4 protein-coding genes and 1 pseudogene are annotated in these 25,647 nt (G+C 74.9%); all 5 read right to left on the bottom strand.

Translation table 11 applies throughout. The features are described from left to right. Positions 1–228: 228 nt before the first annotated feature. Positions 229–22,221 (bottom strand): annotated as a pseudogene (locus RVR_RS38800) (SDR family NAD(P)-dependent oxidoreductase); the annotation flags it as partial. Between the two features lie 14 nt (positions 22,222–22,235). Beyond that, positions 22,236–23,348 carry an HAD-IIIC family phosphatase gene (locus tag RVR_RS35860; protein ID WP_202238186.1) on the bottom strand — a complete coding sequence of 371 codons (1,113 nt, stop codon included), beginning with the start codon at positions 23,346–23,348 and terminating at the stop codon, positions 22,236–22,238. Positions 23,349–23,381: 33 nt separating this feature from the next. After that, the gene (locus tag RVR_RS35855; RefSeq protein ID WP_202238185.1) at positions 23,382–24,500 is read right to left on the bottom strand and encodes an acyl-CoA dehydrogenase family protein; all 1,119 of its coding nucleotides are present in this window, start codon (positions 24,498–24,500) and stop codon (positions 23,382–23,384) included. Next, entirely contained in the window at positions 24,493–24,780 is a 288-nt protein-coding gene (locus RVR_RS35850; protein ID WP_202238184.1) for an acyl carrier protein, read from the bottom strand. Before RVR_RS35850 ends, RVR_RS35855 begins: the two co-directional genes overlap by 8 nt. Further along, on the bottom strand, positions 24,777–25,640 hold the full coding sequence (locus tag RVR_RS35845) for a 3-hydroxyacyl-CoA dehydrogenase family protein (protein WP_202238183.1): 864 nt from the start codon (positions 25,638–25,640) through the stop codon (positions 24,777–24,779). Before RVR_RS35845 ends, RVR_RS35850 begins: the two co-directional genes overlap by 4 nt. Between the last annotated feature and the right edge of the window lie 7 nt (positions 25,641–25,647).

The following is a 25,647-nucleotide window of genomic DNA, read 5'->3' as shown; positions in this document are numbered from 1 at the left end:
GCCTCCCGCCTCGGCGCTCCCGCCCCGCAGGCTCTGGACGATCGCCTCCAGACGTGTCACCAGTGCGGACCTGCCCTCCCCGTCGTCTCCGTCCGCGTCGAGCCCGCCGAGCCCGTCGGCCCCGCCGGTCGCCGCGAGCACCGCCTCCAACCGGTCGAGTTCCCGGAGCGCGGAGGTGTAGCCCGCGGCGGTCTCCTGCCGTACCAGCTTGCCCCGCAGGTGTGCGGCCAGCGCGACCGGGGTGGGGAAGTCGAAGACCAGCGTGGAGGGCAGCCGCAGACCCGCGGCGGCGTTGAGCCGGTTCCGCAGCTCGACGGCGGCCAGCGAGTCGAAGCCGGCCTCGCGGAACGTCAGGTCCGGCCGTACGGCGTCCGGTGAACCGTGGCCGAGCACGGGCGCCGCGTGTGCCAGGACCAGGTCGAGCAGGAGCTTGTCCTGTTCGGCCGGGGACAGCGGCGCGATCCGCTGCGCCAGCGTCAGGGCCGCGCCGTCCTCGCCTCCGGGGCCGCCTCCGGTGCCGGCCGCGGCGCCCGCCCGGTGCGCGCCGCCGGCGGAGGGCCGCACCGCGCCGCCCGCGAGGCCGCGCCAGACCGCCGGGACCTGCTCGCCGCGCGCCGCCGCGGCACGCACACCCGCGACATCCAACACGGCCGGGACGAGCAGGGGTTCGTCGCGGCCGAGGGCGGCGTCCAGGAGCGCGAGGCCGTCGTCGGTGCTCATCGCCTTGATGCCGTCGCGGCCGATCCGGCCCTTGTCACCGGCGTCCAGGTGCCCGGTCATGCCGCTCGCCTCGGCCCAGAAGCCCCAGGCCAGGGACGCCCCGGGCAGGCCGTCCGCGCGGCGCCGGGCGGCGAGGCCGTCCAGGTAGGCGTTGGCGGCGGCGTAGTTGCCCTGACCGGGACCGCCGAAGGTGGCGGCGGCCGACGAGAACAGCACGAACGCGTCCAGGTCCAGGTCGAGTTCAGCCGTGAGCTCGTGCAGGTTCCACGCCGCGTCCGCCTTCGGACGCATCACCGCGTCCACCCGACCCGCGTCCAACGACGTGATCACCCCGTCGTCCAACACACCGACCGAGTGGAACACCGACGTCACCCGCGTCGCTTCGAGCAGACCCGCCAACGCGTTGCGGTCCGCCGCGTCACAGGCGACGACCCGACTGTCCGCACCCGCCGACGCCAACCCCGCCACCAACTCCGCCACCCCGGAAGCCGACGGACCCGAACGACTCACCAACACCGCCCGACCGGCACGCCCCGACTCGACCAGATGACGCGCCACCCGGCCACCGATCATCCCCGTCCCACCGGTCACCAGCACCGTCCCCGACGCCCGGGGAGCCACCGGAACCGTCAACACGATCTTCCCGACATGCCGCGCCTGGCTCATGAACCGCAACGCGTCCACCGCCCGCCGCACATCCCAACACCGCACCGGAGCAGGGCTCATGGCACCCTCCGCCAGCAGGGCACCCACCTCGCCGAGGATGTCGCCGATCCGGTCGGGGCCCGCCTCGCCGGTCTCGAACGGCACGTAGGTGACGCCGGGGTGGGCGGCCGCGACCTGCTCGGGCTCGCGGCGGTCGGTCTTGCCCATCTCCAGGAACACCCCGCCACCACGCAGCAACCGCAAAGAGGCGTCCGTCAACTCCCCCGCCAACGCGTTCAACACGATGTCCACGCCACCGCAGAACTTCTCCTCGAACCCCGCGTCCCGCGAGGAGGCGATGTGGTCGTCGCCGATGCCCATCGACGCCAGCACGCCCCACTTCCCCGGACTCGCCGTCGCGAACACCTCCAACCCCAGATGACGCGCGATCTGCACCGCCGCCATCCCCACCCCACCCGTCGCCGCATGGATCAACACCCGCTGCCCCGACCGCGCCCCCGCCAGATCCACCAACCCGTACCACGCCGTCGAGAACCCCACCGGCACGGCGGCGGCCCGGGCGTACGACCAGCCGTCCGGCATCGCGACCAGCGTCCTCGCGTCGACCACGACCCGGTCGGCGAAGCCGCCCGCGGCGATGCCCATCACCCGGTCCCCGACCGCCAACCCGTCGACGTCCGGCGCTGCTTCGGTCACCACACCTGCGACCTCACTGCCCAGCAACGCCGCGCCCGGATACATGCCCAGCGTGATGAGCACGTCGCGGAAGTTGACCCCCGCGGCACGCACCGCCACCCGCACCTCCCCCGGCGCGAGTGCCGCCCCGGCCTCCGGGTACCCGGCCACACCCAGACCCTCCAGCGTCCCCGGACGCTCCACCTCCACCCGCCACGCACCACCACCCTCCGGCAGCCGCAACCCCGCGTCAGGACGTACCAGGCGCCGCGCCAGCACCGCGTCACCCCGGACCGCCACCTCCGGCTCACCCGACGCCACGGCGGCCACCAGCGGTCCCACGCCGAGCGCGTCCCCGTCCGGCAGGTCCACCAGCACGAAACGATCCGGCTCCTCCGACTGCGCGGAACGCACCAACCCCCACACCGCGGCACCCGCCAGATCCACCACACCCTCACCCGGACCCGTCGACACCGCACCCCGCGTCACCACCACCAACCGCGACGACGACAACCCCACCGCACCCAACCACCCCTGCATCAAGCCCAGTACACCCGCCGTCACGCCACGAGCCGAACCCGGCCCCGCGGCCACCACCACCACATCCGGCACCCCCGCACCCGACCCCACCGCAGCCACCAACCCGCCAAGGTCCTCGTACACGGCAACGTCCGCGGCCACCTCCGCGTCCGCGATCCGGAGCACGTCCGGTCCGATCACGGCCACCGTCGCGGCATGCTCCTCCGCGGCCGCGGGCGGGGTGACCGGCGTCCACTCGACGCCGAACAGCCCGTCCCGCACCACGGGGGCGGCTGCGCCCAACGCGCCGGCGGCGACCGGCCGCAGCACCAGGGACTCCACCGACACCACCGGCGCACCGGTCGGGTCCGCTCCGAGCAGTGCCAGCCCGCCCGCACCGTCCGGGGACAGCCTCACCCGCAGCACGCTCGCGCCCGACGCGTGCAGATCGACCCCCGTCCACGCGAACGGCAACCGCACCTCGCCCGCCCGGCCCTCCGGCAGCACCAGGCCCGACAGGTGCAGCGCCGCGTCCAGCAGCGCCGGATGCACCCCGAACCCGCCCGCGTCCGAGACGGCCGCCTCCGGCAGCGCGACCTCGGCGAACACCTCGTCACCACGCCGCCAGGCCGCCCGCATGCCCTGGAACACCGGCCCGTACACGTATCCCTCGGCTGCCAGACGCGCGTACCAGCCGTCCACCGCGAGCGGCGTCGCGTCACGCGGCGGCCACACCACCAGATCGCCGAAGCCCGGGGCGGTCGCGGCGGCGGCCGACAGGATGCCGCTCGCGTGCCGGGTCCACGGCGCACCGGTGTCCGCGCCGGACGGTCGGCTGTGCACCTCGACACTGCGCACGCCGCCCTCGTCCGCCCCCACCACCACCTGCACCTGGACCGGGCCGTCCGGCAGCACGAGCGGTGCCTCCAGCGTCAGTTCGTCCAGCCGGCCGCACCCGACGGCCTCGCCGGCGGACACGGCCATCTCCACGAACGCGGTGCCCGGCAGCAGCGCCGTGTCGCCGACCGCGTGGTCGGCCAGCCACGACTGGCCGCGCAACGACAGCCGGCCCGTCGTCACCAGGCCGCCGTCCCCCACCAGCTCGACCGAAGCCAGCAGGAAAGGGTGGCCGAGGCTGCTCAGCCCGGCGGACGCCATGTCGCCCGCGCCCACGCCCGCCTTCGGCCAGTAGCGCTGGTGCTGGAAGGCGTACGTCGGCAGGTCCACCCGCTCGCCCGAACCGATCACCGCCGCCCAGTCCACTTCGACGCCCTGCACCCAGGCTTCGGCCATGGACGTCAACAGGCGCTCCGGTCCGCCCTCGTCACGCCGCAACGACCCCACCACGACCGGAGCGGCCACACCGGCGTCCTCCAACGTCGCCGTCACCGCACCGGTCAACACCGGGTGAGCCGACATCTCCACGAACACCCCGTGGCCCGCCTCCGCCAACGTGCGCACCGCCCGGTCGAACTCCACCGGCGCCCGCAGACTGTCGAACCAGTACCCGGCACCCAGATCCGCGGCACCCAGCCACTCCCCCGACATCGCCGACAACATCGGCACCCCCGACCCGTCGACCAAAGGCGCCACCTCATCGAGTGCCCGGACGATCTCCTCCCGCAGGCCGTCCACCTGAGCACTGTGCGAGGCGTAGTCCACCGGAAGCCGCCGCACCCGCACCCCCTCGCCCTCACACCCGGCGACCAACTCCCCCAGCGCCTCGGGATCACCACTCACCACGGTCGCCTCGGCACTGTTCACCACCGCCACCGACAACCGATCTCCGAACTCCGCGATCCGCTCCTTCACCTCCCCTGCGGACCGGGCGACGGACACCATGCCGCCCTTGCCCGCCAGCGCCCGCAACGCCAACGAACGCAACGCCACCACCCGCGCACCGTCCTCCACCGACAACAACCCCGCCACCACCGCCGCAGCAATCTCCCCCTGCGAATGCCCCACCACCGCATCCGGCCGTACTCCGGCCGCCTCCCACACCGCAGCCAACGACACCATCACCGCCCACAACACCGGCTGCACCACATCCACCCGCTCCAACGCCACCGCATCACCCAGCACCTCCTCCAACGACCACTCCACATAAGGCGCCAACGCCCCACCACACTCCGCGAACCGCGCCGCGAACACCGCTGAGGACATGAGCAGTTCACGCCCCATCCCCACCCACTGCGCACCCTGACCCGGAAACACGAACACCGAACGACCCACACCCACCGCCGGCACCACACCCACAGCGGTTCCCGCCGCCGGCTGTCCCGCCACCACAGCACCCAACCCGGCCAGACCACCGTCTCCCACCACCACCGCACGATGCGCGAACACCGACCGCGACACCGCCAACGACCACGCCACATCCCGCGCCGCCAACTCCGCCTTCGCCACCATCAGTTCACGCAACCGCCCCGCCTGCGCGCGCAACGCCCCCTCGGAACGCCCCGACACCACCCACGGCACCACACCCGACACCACCCCGGGAGCGGTTTCGGCCACCTCTGCCCCGGCCTCCGACGGCGCCTCCTCGATGATCACGTGTGCGTTCGTGCCACTGATCCCGAACGACGACACACCCGCCCGCCGCACCCGCTCACCGTTCGCGGGCCACTCCACCGCCTCGTCCAGCAGCCGCACGTCCCCCGCCGACCAGTCGATCCGCGACGACGGCTCCTCCGCGTACAGCGACCGCGGCAACTCGCCGTGCCGCAGCGCCAGCACCATCTTCATCACGCCGGCCACGCCCGCGGCCCACTGGGTGTGCCCGATGTTCGACTTCACCGAACCCAGCAGCAACGGACGGTCCTCGGGACGCCCCTGGCCGTAGGCCGCCATGAGCGCCTGCGCCTCGATCGGGTCACCGAGCTTCGTGCCGGTGCCGTGGGCCTCCACCACGTCCACCTGGTCGGCGGTCAGCCGCGCGTTCGCCAACGCGGAACGGATGACCCGCTGTTGGGACGGACCGTTCGGGGCCGTCAGGCCGTTCGACGCGCCGTCCTGGTTCACCGCGCTGCCGCGCACCACCGCCAGCACCGGGTGGCCGTTGCGCCGGGCGTCCGACAGCCGCTCGACGACGAGCATGCCCGCGCCCTCCGCGATACCCATGCCGTCGGCCGCCTCGGCGAACGCCTTGCTGCGGCCGTCGGGCGCCAGCCCGCGCTGCCGGGAGAAGTCGACCACGGTGTCGGGCACCGCGAGGACCGTGACGCCGCCGGCGAGGGCGAGCGAGCACTCGCCGTTGCGCAGCGCCTGGGTGGCCATGTGCAGGGCGACCAGCGAGGAGGAGCACGCCGTGTCGACGGTGCTCGCGGGGCCCTCCAGCCCCAGGGTGTAGGAGAGCCGGCCGGACAGCACGCTGGCCGCGGTGCCCGTCATCAGGTATCCCTCGGCGGCCGCGTCCTCCGGCAGATCCGCACCGTAGCCCGACGCCGCCCCGCCCACGAACACACCCGTCTGCGAACCCCGCAGACCGCCCGGATCAATACCCGACCGCTCCAACGCCTCCCACGCCACCTCCAACAACACCCGCTGCTGCGGATCCATCGCCAACGCCTCACGCGGAGCGATCCCGAAGAACCCCGCGTCAAAACCCCCCGCGTCCTCGACGAACCCACCCTCCCGCACATACGACCGACCCACCCGATCCGGATCCTCGTCGTACAGCGCCTCCAGGTCCCAGCCCCGGTCGTCGGGGAACGCGCCGATCACGTCCCGGCCCTCGGAGAGCACCGCCCAGAAGTCCTCCGGACTGTCCACACCGCCCGGCAGGCGACAGCCCAGGCCCACGATCGCCACCGGTTCGGGGGTTCCGTCGGCACCCGCCGCCGGCGCGCCGCCCGGAACCGCCGGCTCCGCAGCCGCAGTGGCCGTGTCGACCGTGTCACCGACCAGCGACACCCGCAGGAACCCCGCGAGCAGCACCGGCGTCGGATAGTCGAAGACCAACGTGGACGGCAACCGCAGACCCGCGGCCGCGTTCAACCGGTTGCGCAACTCGACCGCGGTCAACGAGTCGAAGCCGACGTCGCGGAAGGCGCGGTCGGGGCCGAGGGCGGTGCTCGCCGTGCCGAGGTTGAGGACGGCGGCGGCGTGCGCCATGACGAGGTCCAGCAGGGCCCGCTCCTGCTCGGCGACGGTCAGCCGGGCGAGTTGGTCCGCGAGGGTCCCGCCGGCCGCTGCTGCGGTGCCTCCGCCCGCACCACCGGCGGTCGGACGGGCCGGTCCGGTCGCGCCGGTGAGGGCGCGCCAGAGCGCCGGGACCTGCTCGCCGCGCGCCGCCGCGGCGCGCACGCCCGCGAGGTCCAGCACGGCCGGGACGAAGAGGGCCTCGTCCCGTTCGAGCGCGGCGTCCAGCAGGGCCAGCCCGTCGCCGTTGCTCATCGCGCCGATGCCGTCGCGGCCCAGCCGGTCCTTGTCGCCGGTGTCGAGGTGACCGGTCATGCCGCTCGCCTCGGCCCAGAAGCCCCACGCCAGCGAGACGGCGGGCAGGCCGTCGGCGCGGCGCCGGGCGGCGAGGCCGTCCAGGTAGGCGTTGGCGGCGGCGTAGTTGGCCTGACCGCCGGTGCCGAAGGTGGCGGCGGCGGACGAGAACAGCACGAACGCGTCCAGATCGAGGTCGAGTTCGGCCGTCAGCTCGTGCAGGTTCCACGCCGCGTCCGTCTTCGGACGCATCACCGCGTCCACCCGACCCGCGTCGAGCGACGTGATCACCCCGTCGTCCAACACCCCCACCGAATGGAACACCGACGTCACCGGACGATCCCCGGACAGCCCCCCGAGCAGACCCGCCAACGCCGTACGGTCCGCCGCGTCACACGCGACGACCCGACTGTCCGCACCCGCCGACGCCAACCCCGCCACCAACTCCGCCACCCCGGAAGCCGACGGACCCGAACGACTCACCAGCACCGCCTGACCGGCACGACCGGTCTCGACCAGATGACGCGCCACCCGGCCACCGATCATCCCCGTCCCACCGGTCACCAGCACCGTCCCGGAAGCGCGGACCGGCGCCGGAACCGTCAACACGATCTTCCCGACATGCCGCGCCTGGCTCATGAACCGCAACGCGTCCACCGCCCGCCGCACATCCCAACACCGCACCGGGACCCCCGCCAACACGCCGTCCACCAGGAGGCCGTTGACCTCGGCCAGGATCTCCCCGAGGCGTTCCGCGCCCGCCTCACCCGTGGAGAACGCACGGTAGCGGACTCCTTCGTACCGCGTGGCGATGTCCTCGGCGTCCCGTAGATCGGTCTTGCCCATCTCCAGGAACACCCCGCCACCACGCAGCAACCGCAGCGACGCGTCCGTCAACTCCCCCGCCAGCGCGTTCAACACGATGTCCACGCCACCGGAGAACTTCTCCTCGAACCCCGCGTCCCGCGACGACGCGATGTGCGCCTCGTCGATACCCATCGACGCCAGCACGCCCCACTTCCCCGGACTCGCCGTCGCGAACACCTCCAACCCCAGATGACGCGCGATCTGCACCGCCGCCATCCCCACCCCACCCGTCGCCGCATGAATCAGCACCCGCTGCCCCGACCGCGCCCCCGCCAGATCCACCAACCCGTACCACGCCGTCGAGAACCCCACCGGCACACCCGCCGCCCGCGCGAACGACCACCCCGCCGGAACCACCGCCAACGCCCGCGCGTCCACCGCGACGTGGTCGGCGAACCCGCCTTCCACGATGCCCATCACCCGGTCCCCGACCGCCCACCCGGTCACATCCGCGCCGACTTCGGCGACCACACCGGCGACCTCGCTGCCGATGCCGGCACCGGGCACCCGCGCCAGGTCCAACGCGACCGCGACGTCGCGGAAGTTGACCCCGGCGGCACGCACCGCGATCCGCACCTCACCGGGCTCCACGGTGTGTCCGCCGTCCGGGCGCTCCACGATCGCCAGCCCCTCCAGGGTGCCGGGCCGCTCCGCGTCCAGCCGCCAGCCCGTCGCACCGTCCCGCGCGGGCAGCACCAGGCCGCCCGCCGGGCGCACCAGGCGCCGCGCGAGCACCGCGTCACCCCGGACCGCCACCTCCGGCTCACCCGAGGCCACCGCATCCACCAGCACCCCGAGAGCCCCCGCCCCGAGACCAGGCGCATCGACCAGCACGAAACGCCCCGGCTCCTCCGACTGCGCGGAACGCACCAACCCCCACACCGCGGCACCCGCCAGATCCACCACACCCTCACCCGGACCCGTCGACACCGCACCCCGCGTCACCACCACCAACCGCGACGACGACAACCCCACCGCACCCAACCACCCCTGCACCACACCCAGCACACCCGCCGTCACCCCACGAGCCGAACCGACCCCCGCGGCGACCACCACCACGTCCGGCACCCCCGCACCCGACCCCACCGCAGCCACCAACGCCCCGAGATCGGCGTACCACGCCGCACCGTCCACCTCGTCCAGACCGGTGCCGACGACGGCGACCGAGGACGGGACCGGCTCCGTGGCGGCGGACGTCCGCACCCACTCGACCCCGTAGAGCCCGTCCCGCACCACGGGGGCGGCTCCGCCCAACGCGCCGGCGGCGACCGGCCGTAGCACCAGGGAATCCACCGAGACCACCGGCGAGCCGGCACCGTCGACCGCCACCAGCGCCAGACCCCCGGCGCCGTCGGAGGACAGCTTCACCCGCAGCACGCTCGCGCCGGACGCGTGCAGGTCCACGCCCGTCCAGGCGAACGGCAACCGCACCTCTCCCGCCCGGCCCTCCGGCAGCACCAGCTCGGACAGGTGCAGCGCCGCGTCCAGCAGCGCCGGATGCACCCCGAACCCGCCCGCGTCCGCGGCCGCCGCCTCCGGCAGCGCGACCTCGGCGAACACCTCGTCACCACGCCTCCAGGCCGCCCGCAGGCCCTGGAACACCGGCCCGTACGCGTAGCCCTGGGTCGCCATGTGGGCGTACCAGTCGTCCACGGCGAGCGGCGTCGCGTCACGCGGCGGCCACACTACCAGATCGCCGGAGGCCGGGGCGGACGCGGTGGCGGACAGGCTTCCGCCGGCGTGCCGGGTCCACGGCGCGTCGCCCTGCTCACCCGACGGACGACTGTGCACCTCCACCCCGCGCACGCCGGCCTCCTCCGCGCCGACCACCACCTGCACCTCGACCGCCGCGTCCCCCAGCAGCAGAGGCGCCTCCAGCATCAGCTCCTCCAGCCGGCCGCACCCCACCACGTCACCGGCCCGGACCGCCATCTCCACGAAGGCCGTCCCCGGCAACAACACCGCGCCGCCCACCGCGTGATCACCCAGCCACGGCTGCGCACGCAACGACACCGCACCCGCCACCACCAGCCCCGCACCCGACGCCAACTCCACCGACGCCGACAGCAGCGGATGCCCCAACCCGCCGTCCGGGCGCGCCGTCAGCGGGCGCGGCCAGTACCGCTCGTGCTGGAAGGCGTACGTCGGCAATTCCACCCGCTCGCCCGAACCGACCACCGCCGCCCAGTCCACCGCGACACCCCGCACCCACGCCTCGGCCATGGACGTCAACAGGCGCTCCGGCCCGCCCTCGTCCCGCCGCAACGACCCCACCACGACAGGCGCGGCCACACCGGCGTCCTCCAACGTCGCCGCGGCGTGCGCGGTCAGCACCGGGTGCGGGGACATCTCCACGAACACCCCGTGGCCGGAGCCGGCCAGGGATCGCACCGACCGTTCGAACTCGACGGGTGCGCGCAGGCTCTCGTACCAGTGCCGGGCGCCGAGGTCCGAGCTGTCGAGGAACGCGACGGACATGGCCGACATCATCGGCACCGCCGTGACCCCGTCGTCCATGGAGTGGGTGGCCGGCAGGAGGTCGAGCAACTCGTCGCGGAGCTGCTCCATCTGCGCGCTGTGCGAGGCGTAGTCCATCGGCAGCCGCCGCACCCGCACCCCGTCGGCCTCGCATCCGGCGACGAGCTCGTCGAGCGCGTCGGGCGTGCCGCTGACCACGGTCGCCTCCGCGCTGTTGACGACCGCGACCGACAGGCGCTCGCCGAAGCCGGCGATCCGCTCGCGCACGGCGTCGGCGGACTGGGCCACGGACACCATCCCGCCCGCGCCGGACAGGGCGCGCAGGACGCGGGAGCGCAGGGCCACGACCCGCGCGCCGTCGGCGAGCGGCAGCAGGCCCGCCACCGTCGCGGCCGCGATCTCTCCCTGCGAGTGGCCCAGGACCGTGTCCGGCGCCACGCCCGCGGCCTGCCAGACGGCGGCCAGCGAGACCATCACCGCCCACAGCACGGGCTGGACGACGTCCACCGACTCCAGCGCGCCGGCGTCGTCCAGCACCTCATGCAGCGACCAGTCCACGAACGGTTCCAGGGCGGCCGCGCACTGCGCCATCCGCTCGGCGAACACCGGCGAGCAGGCGAGCAGTTCCCGCCCCATGCCGACCCACTGCGCGCCCTGGCCGGGGAAGACGAAGACCGTCCGCCCGGTGCCCGACGCGGAGGCCGTACCGGTGGCCACGCCGGCCTCGGGCCGGCCCGCCGCGAGGGCGCCGAGGGCGGCCGGGGCGCCGTCGATCGCGACCGCGCGGTGCTCGAAGGCGGTGCGCGAGGTGGCCAGCGACCACGCCACGTCGGCGGCGGGCAGGTCGGGGCGCGCCGAGGCGAACGCGCGCAGCCGCTCCGCCTGGCCGCGCAGCGCGGCGTCCGTGCGCCCGGACAGCGCCCAGGGGGTGGCGCCCGTGAGCACTCCGGGCGTGGGGGCGGGCGCCGCGGGGCCGTCCTGGGCCGGCGGCTCCTCCAGGATCACGTGGGCGTTGGTGCCGCTGAAGCCGAACGAGGAGACGCCCGCCCGCCGCGCCCGCTCGTCGCGGGCCGGCCAGGGCACCGGCTCGGTGAGCAGCCGCACGTTCCCGGCGGTCCAGTCGATGTGGTGGGAGGGCGCGTCCACGTGGAGCGTGCGCGGCAGGGTGCCGTGGTGCATGGCGGCGACCATCTTGATGATGCCGGCCATGCCGGCGGCGGCCTGGCTGTGCCCGATGTTGGACTTGACCGAGCCGAGCCACAGCGGGCGGTCCTCGGGGCGGTCCTGGCCGTAGGTGGCCAGCAGGGCCTGGGCCTCGATGGGGTCGCCGAGGGTGGTGCCGGTGCCGTGGCCCTCGACGGCGTCCACGTCGGCGGTGGTCAGTCCGGCGTTGGCCAGGGCGGCGCGGATGACGCGCTGCTGGGAGGGGCCGTTGGGCGCGGTCAGGCCGTTGGACGCGCCGTCCTGGTTGATCGCGCTGCCGCGCACCACGGCCAGCACCTGGTGGCCGTTGCGCCGCGCGTCGGAGAGCCGTTCGACGACGGCGACGCCGACGCCCTCTCCCCAGCTCGTGCCGTCGGCCCCGCCCGCGTACGCCTTGCAGCGGCCGTCGGCGGCCAGGCCCTGCTGGCGGGAGAAGTCCACGAAGGTGCCGGGGGTCGCCATGACCGTCACGCCGCCGACGAGGGCGAGGTCGCACTCGCCGGAGCGCAGCGCCTGCGCGGCGAGGTGGAGCGCGACGAGCGACGAGGAGCAGGCGGTGTCGATGGTGACCGCGGGCCCTTCGAGGCCGAGGACGTACGACAGCCGGCCGGAGGCGACGCCGCCGGAGCCGCCGGTGGCGAGGTAGCCGTCGGCGTCCTGGACGATCATGGTGCCCTGGCCGTAGTCGTGGTAGATGAGCCCGGTGAACACGCCGGTCGCGGTGCCGTGCAGGGCGGCCGGGTCGATGCCGGCCCGCTCCAGGGCCTCCCAGGAGACCTCCAGCAGCAGCCGCTGCTGCGGGTCCATCGCCAGCGCCTCGCGGGCGTGGATGCCGAAGAACTCGGCGTCGAAGCCGCCCGCGTCGTAGAGGAACCCGCCGGTGCGGGAGTAGCTCTTGCCGACGGCGGCGGGGTCCGGGTCGTAGACGTCCGGGTCCCAGGACCGGTCGTCGGGGAAGGGGCCGATGGCGTCGGCGCCGCGGGCGACGAGGTCCCAGAGCTTCTCCGGCGAGTCGGCGCCGCCCGGGAAGCGGCAGCCCAGCCCGACGATGACGAGGGGGTCGTCGCCGTGGGCGGGGGCGGGCGCGGCCGGGGCCGGGCTTCCGGCGGTGTCCGCGCCGGCGGCGTCGCCGAGCAGGCGGCCGAGCAGGTGGTCGGTGAGCGCGTTCGGGGTCGGGTAGTCGAAGACGACGGTCGCGTTCAGCCGGGTGTCGGTGGCGGCGGTCAGGCGGTTGCGCAGTTCGACGGAGGTCAGGGAGTCCAGGCCGAGTTCACGGAACGACCGCGCCGCGGCGGCGGGTTCGAGTCCGGGCATGCCGAGGACGAACGCCGCCTGGGCGAGCACCGTGCGAAGCAGTTCGGGGGCGCGCTCGGCCGGCGGGAGCGCGGCGATCCGGGCGGCGAGGGCGCCGCTCGCGGCGGCGCCGGGGCCGGAGGCGGAGGCGCGGCGGATGCGGGCGGCGCGGCCGTGGGGGGCGCCTTCGCGTCCCGTGCCGTGGACCAGCCCGCGCACGAACGGGCGCAGTTCCTCCTCGTCCCGCGCGCGCAGGGCGGCGGTGTCGAGGTCGGCGGCGATCACCGCCGCCTGGCCGGTGCCGGGTGCGGCGTCGAGCAGAGCCAGGCCGTCGGCGTCGGTGAGCGGCCGGAAGCCGTCGCGGGCCATCCGCTTGAGGTCGGCCTCGGCGAGCCGCCCGGCCATGCCGCCGGCCTGCGCCCACGGCCCCCAGGCCAGAGCGGTGGCGGGCAGGCCGAGCGCGGTGCGGCGGTGGGCCGCGAGGGCGTCGAGGAACGCGTTGGCGGCGGCGTAGTTGCCCTGCCCGGCGAATCCCCAGGTCCCGGCGACGGACGAGAACAGCACGAAGCTGCGCAGGTCGAGGCCGGCGGTCAGTTCGTGCAGGTGCCAGGCGGCGTCGGCCTTCGGCCGCATCGCCCGGTCCAGCCGCTCCGGGGTGAGCGCGCCGATGACGCCGTCGTCCAGGACGCCGGCGGCGTGCACGACGTCGCGCAGCGGGAAGTCGGCGGGGACGCGGTCGAGCAGTGCGGCGAGGGCGTCCCGGTCGGCGGCGTCGCAGGCCGCGAGCGAGGCGTCCACCCCGGCCCCGGCGATGTCCGCGGCGAGCGCGGCGGCACCGGGCGCGCCGGGGCCGCGACGGGAGGTGAGCAGCAGGCGGGCGGCCCTGCCCTGGTCCGCCAGGTGCCGCGCGACGAGCGCTCCGAGCCCGCCGGAGGCGCCGGTCACCAGGGTGGTCCCGGCGAGTGCGGCGGCCGGCGGGATGTTCGGCGTGGGGGTGTACGGCGGGGCGTACGCCGTTCGGGCCGCCGTCGCCGAAGTGTCCGTGCGCGCCGGGTGGGAGCCGGACGTCCACGGGTCCGAGGGCGGGGCGGGTTCGCCGGGCGCTGCGGTCCCGTCGCCGGCTCCGCGGGGTGCGGGCAGCGTGGACGCGCCCGTGGTGAGGACGACCTTGCCGGTGTGCCGGGCCTGGCTCAGGTGGCGGAAGGCGTCGGGGGCCCGGCGGATGTCCCAGCAGGTCAGGGGCAGCGGGGCGAGGGTGCCGTCGGCGAAGAGGCCCGCGAGGGCGCCGAGCATGGCGGCCACGTGGTCAGGCGGCAACTGGAGCAGGTCGAACGCCTGGTAGGCCACCCCGTGGGTGTCGCGCACCTCGTCCGCGTCGCGGACGTCGGTCTTGCCCATCTCGACGAACCGCCCGCCGGGGGCGGTCAGCCGCAGGGACGCGTCGACGAACTCGCCGGCCAGGGAGTCGAGGACGACGTCGACACCGCGGCCGCCGGTGGCGGCGCGGAAGGCGTCCTCGAAGGCGAGGGTGCGCGAGGAGGCGAGGTGGGCGTCGTCGAGGCCGAGCGGGCGCAGGGCCGGCCACTTGCCGGGGCCGGCCGTGCCGTACACCTCGGCGCCGAGGTGCCGGGCGAGCTGGACGGCGGCCATGCCGACGCCGCCGGCCGCGGCGTGCACGAGGACGGACTCGCCGGCGTGCAGGCCGGCCAGCTCCACCAGGGCGTGGTACGCCGTCAGGTACACCACGGGCGCGCCGGCGGCCTCGGCGAAGGACCAGCCGACCGGGATCGGGGCCAGCAGCCGGGCGTCGGTCACCGAGGTCGGCGCGAACGAGCCGGGGAACAGGCCCATGACGCGGTCGCCGACGGCGAGCCCGCCCGCCGTGTCGGGACCGGTATCCAGGACGACGCCGGCGCCCTCGATGCCGAGCGGCCCGGCCTCACCGGGGTACATGCCGAGGGTGTTGAGCACGTCCCGGAAGTTGACGCCGGACGCGCGCAGGCCGACGCGCACCTCGCCGGGGGCGAGGGGGCGGACCAGATCCGGGTCGGGGACCAGGCGCAGTTGATCGAGGGTGCCGCGTTCCTGGACGGCGAGCCGCCAGTTCGCACCGGCGGGGGCCGCGAGGGCGTCGGTGGCACGGACCAGCCGCGGCAGGAGGACGTGGCCGGCGCGGACGGCGAACTCCGGCGCACCGAGGGCGATGCCGGCGAGCAGCGCGCGGCCTTCGGCGTCGTCGGCGGGAGCCGGTTCGCCGTCGAGGTCCGCGAGGACCAGCCGGCCCGGGTTCTCGGTCTGGGCCACCCGCACCAGTCCCCAGGCGGCCGCGGCCGCGGGGTCGGGGCCCGCGGTGCCGGGCGCGACCGCGCCGCGGGTCACCAGCACCAGCCGGGTGCTCTGCGGGAGGTCCGTGTCCAGCCAGCGCCGGACCAGGTCGAGGGCGCGGTGCGCGACGTCGTGCGCGGCCCGCACCGGGTCGGGCTCGGGCGAGGCGCACCGGGCGATCACGGCGTCGGGCAGGTCCCCGGCGGCGGCCGCCGCGGTCAGGTCGGTGAGGGCCGCGTGGCGGACGGCGCCGGACAGCGCGGGCGGGCCCGAGGGACCGGACAGCGGGTCGGGGCCGTCGGGACGCCTGCCGTCGGAGCAGTCGGAACCGTCGGGCCCGACCGCGTCCGGGGCGAGCAGGGCCACGCGCGGCGGCCGCTCCTCGGCGGAGGAGGTGTCGGCCGGCACCCAGTCCGTCCGGAACAGGCCGTCGGCGCGGGTCCCCTCGGCCGGCAGCGCGCGCAGGGTGAGCGCGTCGATGTCGGCGACGGGCGCGCCGGTCCGGTCGGCGAGGGCCAGCGCGTAGGTGCCCGTCTCGCGGGCCGGGGTGATCGTGACCCGCAGCGCGGTGGCGTCCGTCGCGCGCAGCCGGACCCCGGTCCAGGCGAAGGGCAGACGGGGGCCGTCCGTGCCCTGGCCGCCGCCGGTGAGGCCCCCGGTAGGGCCGCCGGTGAGGCCGCCGTCCAGGTCGATGGCGTGCAGGGCGGCGTCGAGAAGCGCGGGGTGCACGCCGAAGCCGGTGGTGGCCAGGCCCTCGGGCAGCTCGACCTCGGCGAAGGTCTCCACGCCCTTGCGCCACATGGCGCTCACGCCGCGGAAGGCCGGGCCGTAGCCGAGGCCGCCGCGCGCCAACGCGGGGTAGAGGTCGTCGAGTCCGGCCGGTTCCGCGCCGGCCGGCGGCCATGGCGCGGGCGCCGGCGGCTCCGTGCCGGTGTCGGTCGGGTCCGCGGCGAGCACACCGGTGGCGTGCCGGGTCCATGCCCCGTCCGGGCCGGTGTCCTCGGCGCGGGCGTGGACGGCCAGGTCCCGCCGTCCCGTCGCGTCGGGCTCCGCCACGGTCACCCGGACCTGGACGCCTCCGCGCGCGGGCAGCGCCAGCGGCGCCTCCACGAGCAGTTCCTCGACCAGGCCGCAGCCCGCCTCGTCGCCCGCGCGCACCGCCATGTCCACGAAGGCCGTCCCGGGCACGACCACGCGCCCGGCGACGGTGTGGTCCGCCAGCCACGGCTGGGTGCGCGTCGACAGCCGCCCGGTCAGCACCAGTCCCCCGGTGGCCGGCAGGTCGATGGCCGCGCCGACCAGCGGGTGCCCGGACGTGGTCTGGCCCAGGCCCGCCGCGTCGGTGGCGGCGGTGCGCAGGGTGAGCCAGTACTTCTGCCGCTGGAAGGCGTACGTCGGCAGCTCCACCGGCGTGCCGCCGGTCCGGGCGAGCACCGCGGTCCAGTCCACGGCGGCACCGCGGGTGTACGCCGCCGCGACGGTGCCGAGCAGCGTGCGCGCCTCGTCGCGGTCCCGGCGCAGCGCGGCGAGCCATGCCTCTCCGGAGCCCTCCGCCCCGCTCTGCGCGCCCATCGCGGTCAGCGCCCCGTCCGGGCCGATCTCCACGAACGTCCGGGCGCCGGCGGCACGCAGGGTGGCGACGGCGTCGCCGAAGCGGACCGTGTCGCGGACGTGCCGCACCCAGTACGCGGGGTCGGTCACCTCGTCGGTGACCTCGGCGCCGGTCAGCGCGGAGACCAGCCGCAGCCGCGGGCGCCGGTACGTGACGGCGCCGAGCACCTCGGCGAACGCGTCGAGCATGGGCTCCATGAGCGGCGAGTGGAAGGCGTGCGAGACCGTCAGGCGCCGGGTGCGGGCACCGTCCTCGGCGAGTTCCCCGGCGGCGGCGAGCACCGCGTCCTCGGTGCCCGACACCACGACGGCGCGCGGCCCGTTGACCGCGGCGACCGCGGCGCCGGGATGGCGCTCCAGGACCTCGCGCACCCGCGTCTCGGCGGCGGCGACCGCGACCATGGCACCGCCGGGTGGCAGCTCCTGCATCAGCCGGCCGCGGGCGGCGACCACCGCGCACGCGTCGGGCAACGACCACAGGCCCGCGACGTGGGCCGCGGCGATCTCGCCGATGGAGTGGCCCGCCACCAGGTCGGGCCGCAGCCCCCACGAGGCGAGCAGCCGGTGCAGCGCGACTTCGAGGGCGAAGAGCCCGGCTTGCGTCCACATGGTGTCGTGGATCGGCCCGTCGTCGACCACGGCGGCGACCGACCCGCCCAGCAGCGGGTCGAGTACGGCGCAGACCTCGTCGAACGCGGCCGCGAACACGGGGTGTTCGGCGTACAGCCCGCGGCCCATGGCCGTGCGCTGGGCACCCTGCCCGGTGAACACGAACGCGAGCAGGCCCGCGGTTCCGGTGACGCCCGTGACCAGGTCCGGATGCTGCGCGCCGGCCGCCAACGCGCCCAAGGCGTCGAGGAGTTCGCCACGGCCGATGCCGAGCACCACGGCTCGGTGCGCGAACGCGGTACGGGTGGCCGCCAGCGACCAGGCGACGTCGGCCGCGGCCGGCGGCTCGGCGCGGTCGGCGGCCAGGTGCGCGCCCAGCTTCGCGGCCTGCGCGGCGAGGGCTTCGGGGGTGCGCGCGGAGACGGTCCACGGCAGCGGGGCGGCAGGCCGGCCGGCGGACGCGTCGGGGTCCGGACCGGGGTCGGCTGCACCGGGGTGGGGCTCGCCGCTCGGCGGTGGCGCCGGCACGGGGACGAGGACGGGGGAAGGAAGCGGGGCGGGAGCAGAGGCAGTGGCGGGGTCGGGGGCCTCTTCGAGGATCACGTGCGCGTTGGTCCCGCTGATGCCGAACGAGGACACGCCGGCGCGGCGGCGCCGCCCGCCCGCCGGCCACGGCGCGGGCCGGTGGAGCAGCCGCACGGAGCCCGTGCTCCAGTCGACGCGATCGGTCGGCTGGTCCGCGTGGAGGGTGGACGGCAGCTCCTGGTGCTGCATCGCCAGCACCATCTTCATCACGCCCGCGATGCCCGCGGCCCACTGGGTGTGCCCGATGTTCGACTTGACCGATCCGAGCAGGAGCGGGCGGTCCTCGGGACGCCCCTGGCCGTAGGTGGCCAGCAGCGCCTGCGCCTCGATGGGGTCGCCGAGTTCGGTGCCGGTGCCGTGGGCCTCCACGGCGTCCACGTCGGGCGCCGTGAGCCTCGCCGCGGCCAGCGCGGCGCGGATGACGCGCTGCTGGGAGGGGCCGTTCGGGGCGGTGAGGCCGTTCGACGCGCCGTCCTGGTTGACCGCGCTGCCGCGCACGACGGCGAGCACCCGGTGTCCGTGGCGCCGAGCGTCCGAGAGCCGTTCGGCGACGATCATGCCCGCGCCCTCGGCCATGCCCATGCCGTCGGCGGAGGCGGAGAACGCCTTGCTGCGGCCGTCGGCGGCGAGCCCGTCCTGCCGGGAGAACCACACGAACCACTCGGGGGTGGTCATCACCGACACACCGCCCACGAGGGCGAGCGTGCACTCGTCCGACCGCAGCGCCTGGCAGGCCAGGTGCAGCGCGACCAGCGACGAGGAGCACGCGGTGTCCACGGTGACGGCGGGCCCTTCGAGCCCGAAGGCGTAGGCGACCCGGCCGGACATGACGCTGGCGGCGGTCCCGGTGATCAGGTGGCCGTCGTGGGCGCCCGGTTCCGCGTCCGTGCCGTAGCCGGAGACGGTCGCGCCCACGAACACGCCGGTCGCCGAGCCGCGCAGCGACGTCGGGTCGCCGACGGCCCGCTCCAGGGCCTCCCACGACGTCTCCAGCAGCAGCCGCTGCTGCGGGTCCATCGCCAGCGCCTCGCGCGGGGAGATGTCGAAGAACGCGGGGTCGAACTCGTCCACGTTCCGCAGGAAGCCGCCGGCGTGGGCGTGCGGCGTCTCGGGCAGTTCCCAGCCGCGGTCGCCGGGGAACGCGCCCACCGCGTCGCCGCCCTCGGCGAGCAGCCGCCAGAACTCCTCCGGCGTGTCGACGCCCCCGGGGTAGCGGCAGCTCAGCGAGACGATCGCGATCGGCTCGCCGTGGTCCGCGGCCCTGACCGCGTGCTCCGGCTCCTGCCCGGCGGTACCGGCGGTACCGGCGCTCAGGGAGCGCAGGTACGCGGCCGCGCGGGTCGGCGTCGGCTGGTCGAAGACGAGGGTGTGCGGCAGCGGGAGCGCCGTCGCGGCCGCCAGCCGGTTGCGCAGCTCCACCCCGGTCACGGAGTCGAAGCCCAGCTCCTTGAAGGTCCGTTCGGGATCGACCGCGTCGGCGCCGGCGTGTCCGAGCACGGCCGCCGCGTGCCCGCGGACCAGGTCCAGCGGGTCGCCCGCGAGGCCGCCGCCCGGGCGCGCGTCCTCCACCGCAGGCGCGCCCGCGTACGGCTCGGGTTCCCGCAGCCACACGGCCTCGACCGACGTGTCGTCCGGAGCGAGCCAGTACCGCTCGTGCTGGAAGGCATACGTCGGCAGGTCCACCCGCTCGCCCGGGCCGATCAGCGCGGCCCAGTCCACGGACACGCCGCGCACCCACGCCTGCGCCAGCCCGTCCACGAACGCCCCCGCGGCGTCGTGGCCAGGCCGCTGCAACGACACGAAGGCCGCCTCGGGCGCGTTGGGCGCCCCGAGAGTCGAGAGGGTGCCGTCGGGACCGATCTCGATGAACACGTCCACGTCGAGGCCGGCCATGGCCGTGACGGCATCGGCATAGCGCACGGCGCCCCGCGCCTGGCCCGCCCAGTACGAGCCGTCACACGACTCGACCACGGCACCCGTGGACGTACTCACCCACGGCACCTCGGCCGACCCGTACGCCAACCCATTCGCGATCTCCGCCAGTTCGTCCAGCGCCGGGTCCATCCGGTGCGAATGGAACGCGTGGCTCACCCGCAACGAACGCACCCGCACCCCACGCTCGGCAAACACCCCCGCCACCGCGTCCACGGCGTCCCGCTCACCCGACACCACCACCGCGGCCGGACCGTTGACCGCAGCGATCCCGACACCCGCACGCTCACCGATCTCCGCCCGAACCTCCGCCTCCGACACGGCGATCGACACCATCGCACCGCCCTCCGGCAGCGCCTGCATCACCCGACCACGCCCCGCCACGAGCGCACACGCATCCTCCAGCGACAACACACCCGCCACATACGCCGCCGCCACCTCACCCACCGAATGCCCCGCCACCACAGCCGGCCGCACCCCCGCCGCCTTGAGGACCTCCACCAACCCCACCTGCAACGCGAACAACCCCGCCTGCGCGAACACCGTCAAATCCGCCCGGGCATCACCCTCCGCGCCCTCCAACACCACCTCACGCACCGGCAGACCGAGATCCCGCTCCACCACCTCACACACCCGGTCGAACGCCACCGCGAACACCGACGACGCCGCATACAACCCCGCCGCCATCCCCGCCCGCTGCGACCCCTGACCCGCAAACACGAACCCCACCCGCGCCCCACCCCGCGCGGCCCCGCTCACCACACCCGCCCTCGGCTGCCCCTCCACCACGGCAGCGAGACCCTCCGCGTACCCGCCGCCCGCCACCACCGCTCGGTGCTCGAACACCGACCGCGACGACGCCAACGACCACCCCACATCCACCGGGCCCAACCCCGGCCGCGCCACCACCAGTTCACGCAACCGCGCCGCCTGCCCGCGCAGTGCCGCGTCCGTGCGGCCCGACACCACCCACGGCACCACGCCCCCGAGGACCGCGGGCAGGGGCCCTGCCGAGGACGGGTTCTCCGACGGCTCCGGGGCCGGCGGCTCCTCGACGAGCACGTGGGCGTTCGTCCCGCTGAGCCCGAACGAGGACACACCTGCCCGCCGCACCCGGTCGGCCGCCGCGGGCCAGGCAACGGGCCGCGCCAGCAGCCGGACACCGCCGGCCGACCAGTCGACGCGGGTGGACGGGACGTCGGCGTGCAGCGTGCGCGGCAGCTCGGCGTGGCGCAGGGCCAGCACCATCTTGATCAGGCCGGCGACGCCGGCCGCGGCCTGGGTGTGGCCGATGTTCGACTTCACCGAGCCCAGCCACAGGGGGTGGTCCTCGGTGTGCTCCCGGCCGTAGGTGGCGATCAGCGCGGCGGCCTCGATCGGGTCGCCGAGCCGGGTGCCGGTGCCGTGCGCCTCGACGGCGTCCACGTCGCCGGCGCTGAGGCCGGCGTTCGCCAGGGCGGCGCGGATGACGGCCTGCTGGGCGTCGCCGTTCGGGACGGTCAGGCCGTCGCCGGCGCCGTCGGAGTTGACGGCCGATCCCCGCAGGACGGCGAGCACCTGGTGCCCGTTGCGCCGTGCGTCGGAGAGCCGTTCCAGCGCGACGAGGCCGACGCCCTCGGACCAGGCGGTGCCGTCGGCGGTGTCGGCGAACGGCTTGCAGCGGCCGTCCGGGGCGAGGCCGCGCATCGTGCTGAAGGCGGTGAAGGTGCCGGGTCCGGTCAGGACGCTGACGCCGCCGGCGACGGCGACGGTGCACTGGTCGGTGTGCAGGGCCTGGGCGGCGAGGTGCACGGCGACGAGCGAACTCGACGCCGAGGTGTCGACCGTGAGCACCGGGCCGTTGAGGCCGAACGCGTAGGCGATCCGTCCGGAGGCCACGCTGGTGGTGGTTCCGGTGAGCAGATGGCCGGCGAGCCCCTCGGGGGCCTGGTGCAGGCGGGGGCCGTACGCGCGCGGTTCGGCGCCGACGAACACGCCGGTGCGCGAGCCGCGGACCGCGGCGGGGTCGATGCCGGCCTGTTCGAACAGCTCCCAGGTGGCCTCCAGCAGTTGGCGCTGCTGCGGGTCCATCGCGAGTGCCTCGCGCGGGGAGATGCCGAAGAAGGCCGGGTCGAACCCGGCGGCGTCGGCGAGGAACCCGCCCCGGTCGACGGCGGACCGCCCGTCGGTCGGGTTCCAGCCGCGGTCGGTCGGGAAGTCGGAGAAGACGTCCCGGCCGTCGGCGAGCACCCGCCACAGGTCCTCCGGGGAGTCGATGCTCCCGGGGTACCGGCAGCTCATGCCGATGATCGCCAGCGGCTCCGCCCAGCCCTGCTCGGTCATATTGCGGACCCCACACCTTCCGCCGCGCGGTCGTCGGCCAGCGCGGGTGCGGTGACCGTCATCGTGGTCGACTCGCCGCGGCGTTCCGCGACGAGGTGCAGACGCTGGATGTCGGCGTCCTCGTCGGCGAGCTGCGGAAGGTCGGCGAGGCAGTCGCAGGGCTGCTCCGCGAAGCCGGCGAACCGGTAGGCGATGTCCATCATGCGGTTGCGGTCGGTGGGCCGGAAGTCGGCCACCAGGTGCACGCCCGCGCGCGCCGCCTGGTCGACGAGCCAGTTCAGCAGGACCGCGCCGGCACCGAAGGTGACGACCCGGCAGGAGGTGGCGAGCAGCTTCAGGTGCCAGGCCCCGGGGTGGTACCCGATCAGCATGACGCCGACGGCTCCGTGCGGACCGAACCGGTCGGTGAGGGTCACCGTGATGACCTCGTTGTCCTGGTCGGTCAGCAGGCTGCGCAGCACCTCGTCGGAGTAGTGCACGCCGGTGGCGTTCATCTGGCTGGTGCGCAGGGTCAGTTCCTCGACCCGGGACAGGTCCTCCTGGTCGGCGCGCTTGATGTCCATCACCAGGTCGAGCGAGCGCAGGAAGTCCTCGTCGGGGCCGTTGAACGCCTCCTGCTCGGCGTTGCGGCGGAAGCCCGCCTGGTACATCTCCCGGCGGCGGCGCGCGTCGACGGTGACGACCTCCGGGCTGAACTCCGGCAGGTCGGCCAGGCTCAGCGCGTCCTCCGCGGGGTAGCAGCGGACGTCGGGCAGCGTGTAGCTGACCTCGGCGCGCTCGGTGGGCTGGTCGTCGATGAACGCGATGGTCGGCAGCGCGAAGTTGAGCTTCTCCGCGATGTCCCTGACCGAGTCGGACTTGCGGCCCCAGCCGATGGCGGGGTGCACGAAGTACTCGGCCAGGCCGAGGCTCTCCAGGCGGCCCCAGGCGAGGTCGAAGTCGTTCTTGCTGGCGATCGACTGGAGCACCCCGCGGGAGTCCAGGGTGGTGATCAGGTCCTTGATCCCGTCGGGGAGGACCACCTCACCGTCCTCCAGGATGGTGCCCTGCCACAGTGTGTTGTCCAGGTCCCAGACAAGGCACTTGACGAGAGCCGGCTTGTCGGCCACGAGGGTCTCCTCAGTAACTCGGGTGTCGTACGTTCACTCGGTGTCGGGTACTGCGGTGAGGGCGTGCTCGGCGAGGATCAGCTCGCAGATCTCGTTGCTGCCCTCGATGATCTCCATGAGCTTGGCGTCGCGGTACGCCCTGGCCACGGTGTGGCCGTCCGTCGCGCCGGCGGACGCGAGCACCTGCACCGCGGTGGCGGCGGCCCGGGCGGCCTGGCCGGCGGCGACGTGCTTGGCGGTGACGGCGGAGACCACCAGGTCCGCGGAGTTGGCGTCCCATCGGCGGCTGGCGTGCTCGCAGGCGCGGGCGCTGATCTGCTCGGCGACCACGAGCGAGGCCAGGTGACGGGCGACGAGCTGGTGGTCGGCGAGCCGCTTGCCGCCCTGCTCGCGGCTGCGGGCGTGCGCGGTGGCGGCGTGCAGGCAGGCCCGGACGATGCCGAGGCAGCCCCACGCGACGGACATCCGGCCGTAGGACAGCGCGGTGGTGAAGAGCAGCGGCAGCGACTGGCCGCCGCCGGCGAGGACCGCGGAGGCGGGCAGGCGCACCTGGTCGAAGCGCACGTCGCTGTGCCCGGCCGCGCGGCAGCCCATGGGTGCGGGCACCGGCTCGATGGTCACGCCGGGGGCGTCGGCCGGCACGACGGCGAACGCGGCGTCGTCGCCCTGCCGGGCGAGGACGAGGATCACGTCGGCGTACTTCGCGCCGGTGATCCACTTCTTCTGCCCGTCCAGGACGACCGTGTCGCCCTCGGGGGTGATACGGGCCCGCATGGCGGACAGGTCGCTGCCGGCGCCGGGTTCGCTGAAGGCGACGGCGGCGAGCTTGCCGCCGGTCAGCTCCGCGAGGAAGCGGCGGCGCTGCTCGCGGTCGCCGATCCGCTGGATGGTCCAGGCGGCGATGCCCTGCGAGGTCATGATGCTGCGCAGCGAGCTGCACAGGGCACCGACGGACGCGGTGAACTCGCCGTTGTCGGCGCTGGAGGCACCGAGGCCGCCGTAGGAGGCGGGCACCTCGGCGCACAGCAGGCCCCGCTCGCCGGCCTTGCGCAGCAGCGCGACGGGCAGCTCGCCGGCCAGGTCCCACGCCTCGGGCTGGTCGCCGACGAGCGCGCGCAGTTCCGCCAGTTCGGTGGCGAGCAGGTCAGACACCGCCGGCCTCCTTCGCGGCGGTCAGCCGCAGCACCAGCTCGGTCATCGCGTCGATGGTGCGGAAGCTGTCGAGCTTGAGGTCGGGGCCGACGATCGCGATGTCGTACTGCTCCTCCAGGTGCACCACGAGTTGCATGGCGAACATCGAGGAGACCAGACCGGACTTGAACAGGTCCTGGTCGGGGGCCACCTCGCTCTGCACGCGTTCCCGGAGGAAGCCGCCGAGGGCCTCCCGGATCTGCTCGGCGGTCGGCGGGGAGAGGGTCTGGTCGGCGGTCACGACGCCACCTTTCCGTAGTCGTAGAAGCCGCGGCCGGTCTTCCGGCCGTGGTGGCCCTCGCGGACCTTCTCCAGCAGGAGGTCGCAGGGCTTGCAGCTCTCGTCGCCGCGGCGCTCGTAGAGCACCTGGAGGGAGTCGACGAGGTTGTCCAGGCCGATGAGGTCGCCGGTGCGCAGCGGGCCGGTCGCGTGGCCGAGGCAGCCTTCGAGCAGGCCGTCGACGACCTCCACCGAGGCGACGCCCTCCTGGACGAGCATGGCGGCGGTGTTGATCAGGGGGTGCAGCAGGCGGTTGATCACGAAGCCGGTCGAGTCGTTGATGACCAGCGACTGGCGGCCGAGCACCGTGAGCAGGTCGCCCACGCCCGCGAGCACGGCGTCGCTGGTGGCGCTGCCGCGGATCACCTCGACCATCTTGATCATGTACGAGGGGTTCATGAAGTGCGTGCCGACCAGTTCCTCCGGGCGCGCCACGTGGGCGGCCATCTCGTCGATCGAGATGCAGGAGGTGTTGGAGATCAGCGTCGTGCCGGGGCGGACCAGCGAGGACGCCTCGGCCAGCACCTTGTACTTGGTCTCGGCGATCTCCACGACCGCCTCGACGACGCTGGTGGCGTCGGCGATGTCGGCGAGGGACGTGGTGGTGGTCAGCTCGGCCTGCGGCCGGTCGGGCAGCGCGCCGACGAGCGCGGCGTGCCGCAGCTTCTGCCTGATCGTCGTGCGCGCCTGGGCGAGCACGGCGTCGTCGAGGTCGACGAGCGTGACCGGGACGCCGTGGCCGAGGGCGAGCGTGGAGATGTTCGTCCCCATCACCCCGGCGCCGATGACGGCGAGACGGTGCGCGGTGTAGTCGGTTCCCATGGTGCTC

Origin of the sequence: Streptomyces sp. SN-593 (assembly GCF_016756395.1) — a bacterium.
In the GTDB taxonomy this organism is placed as follows: domain Bacteria; phylum Actinomycetota; class Actinomycetes; order Streptomycetales; family Streptomycetaceae; genus Actinacidiphila; species Actinacidiphila reveromycinica.
This window is presented reverse-complemented; position numbering and strand designations above follow the sequence as displayed.

Coding starts and splice junctions, on each gene's coding strand:
- RVR_RS35845 (WP_202238183.1), bottom strand. CDS start 25,640: ATGGGAACCGACTACACCGCGCACCGTCTCGCCGTCATCGGCGCCGGG.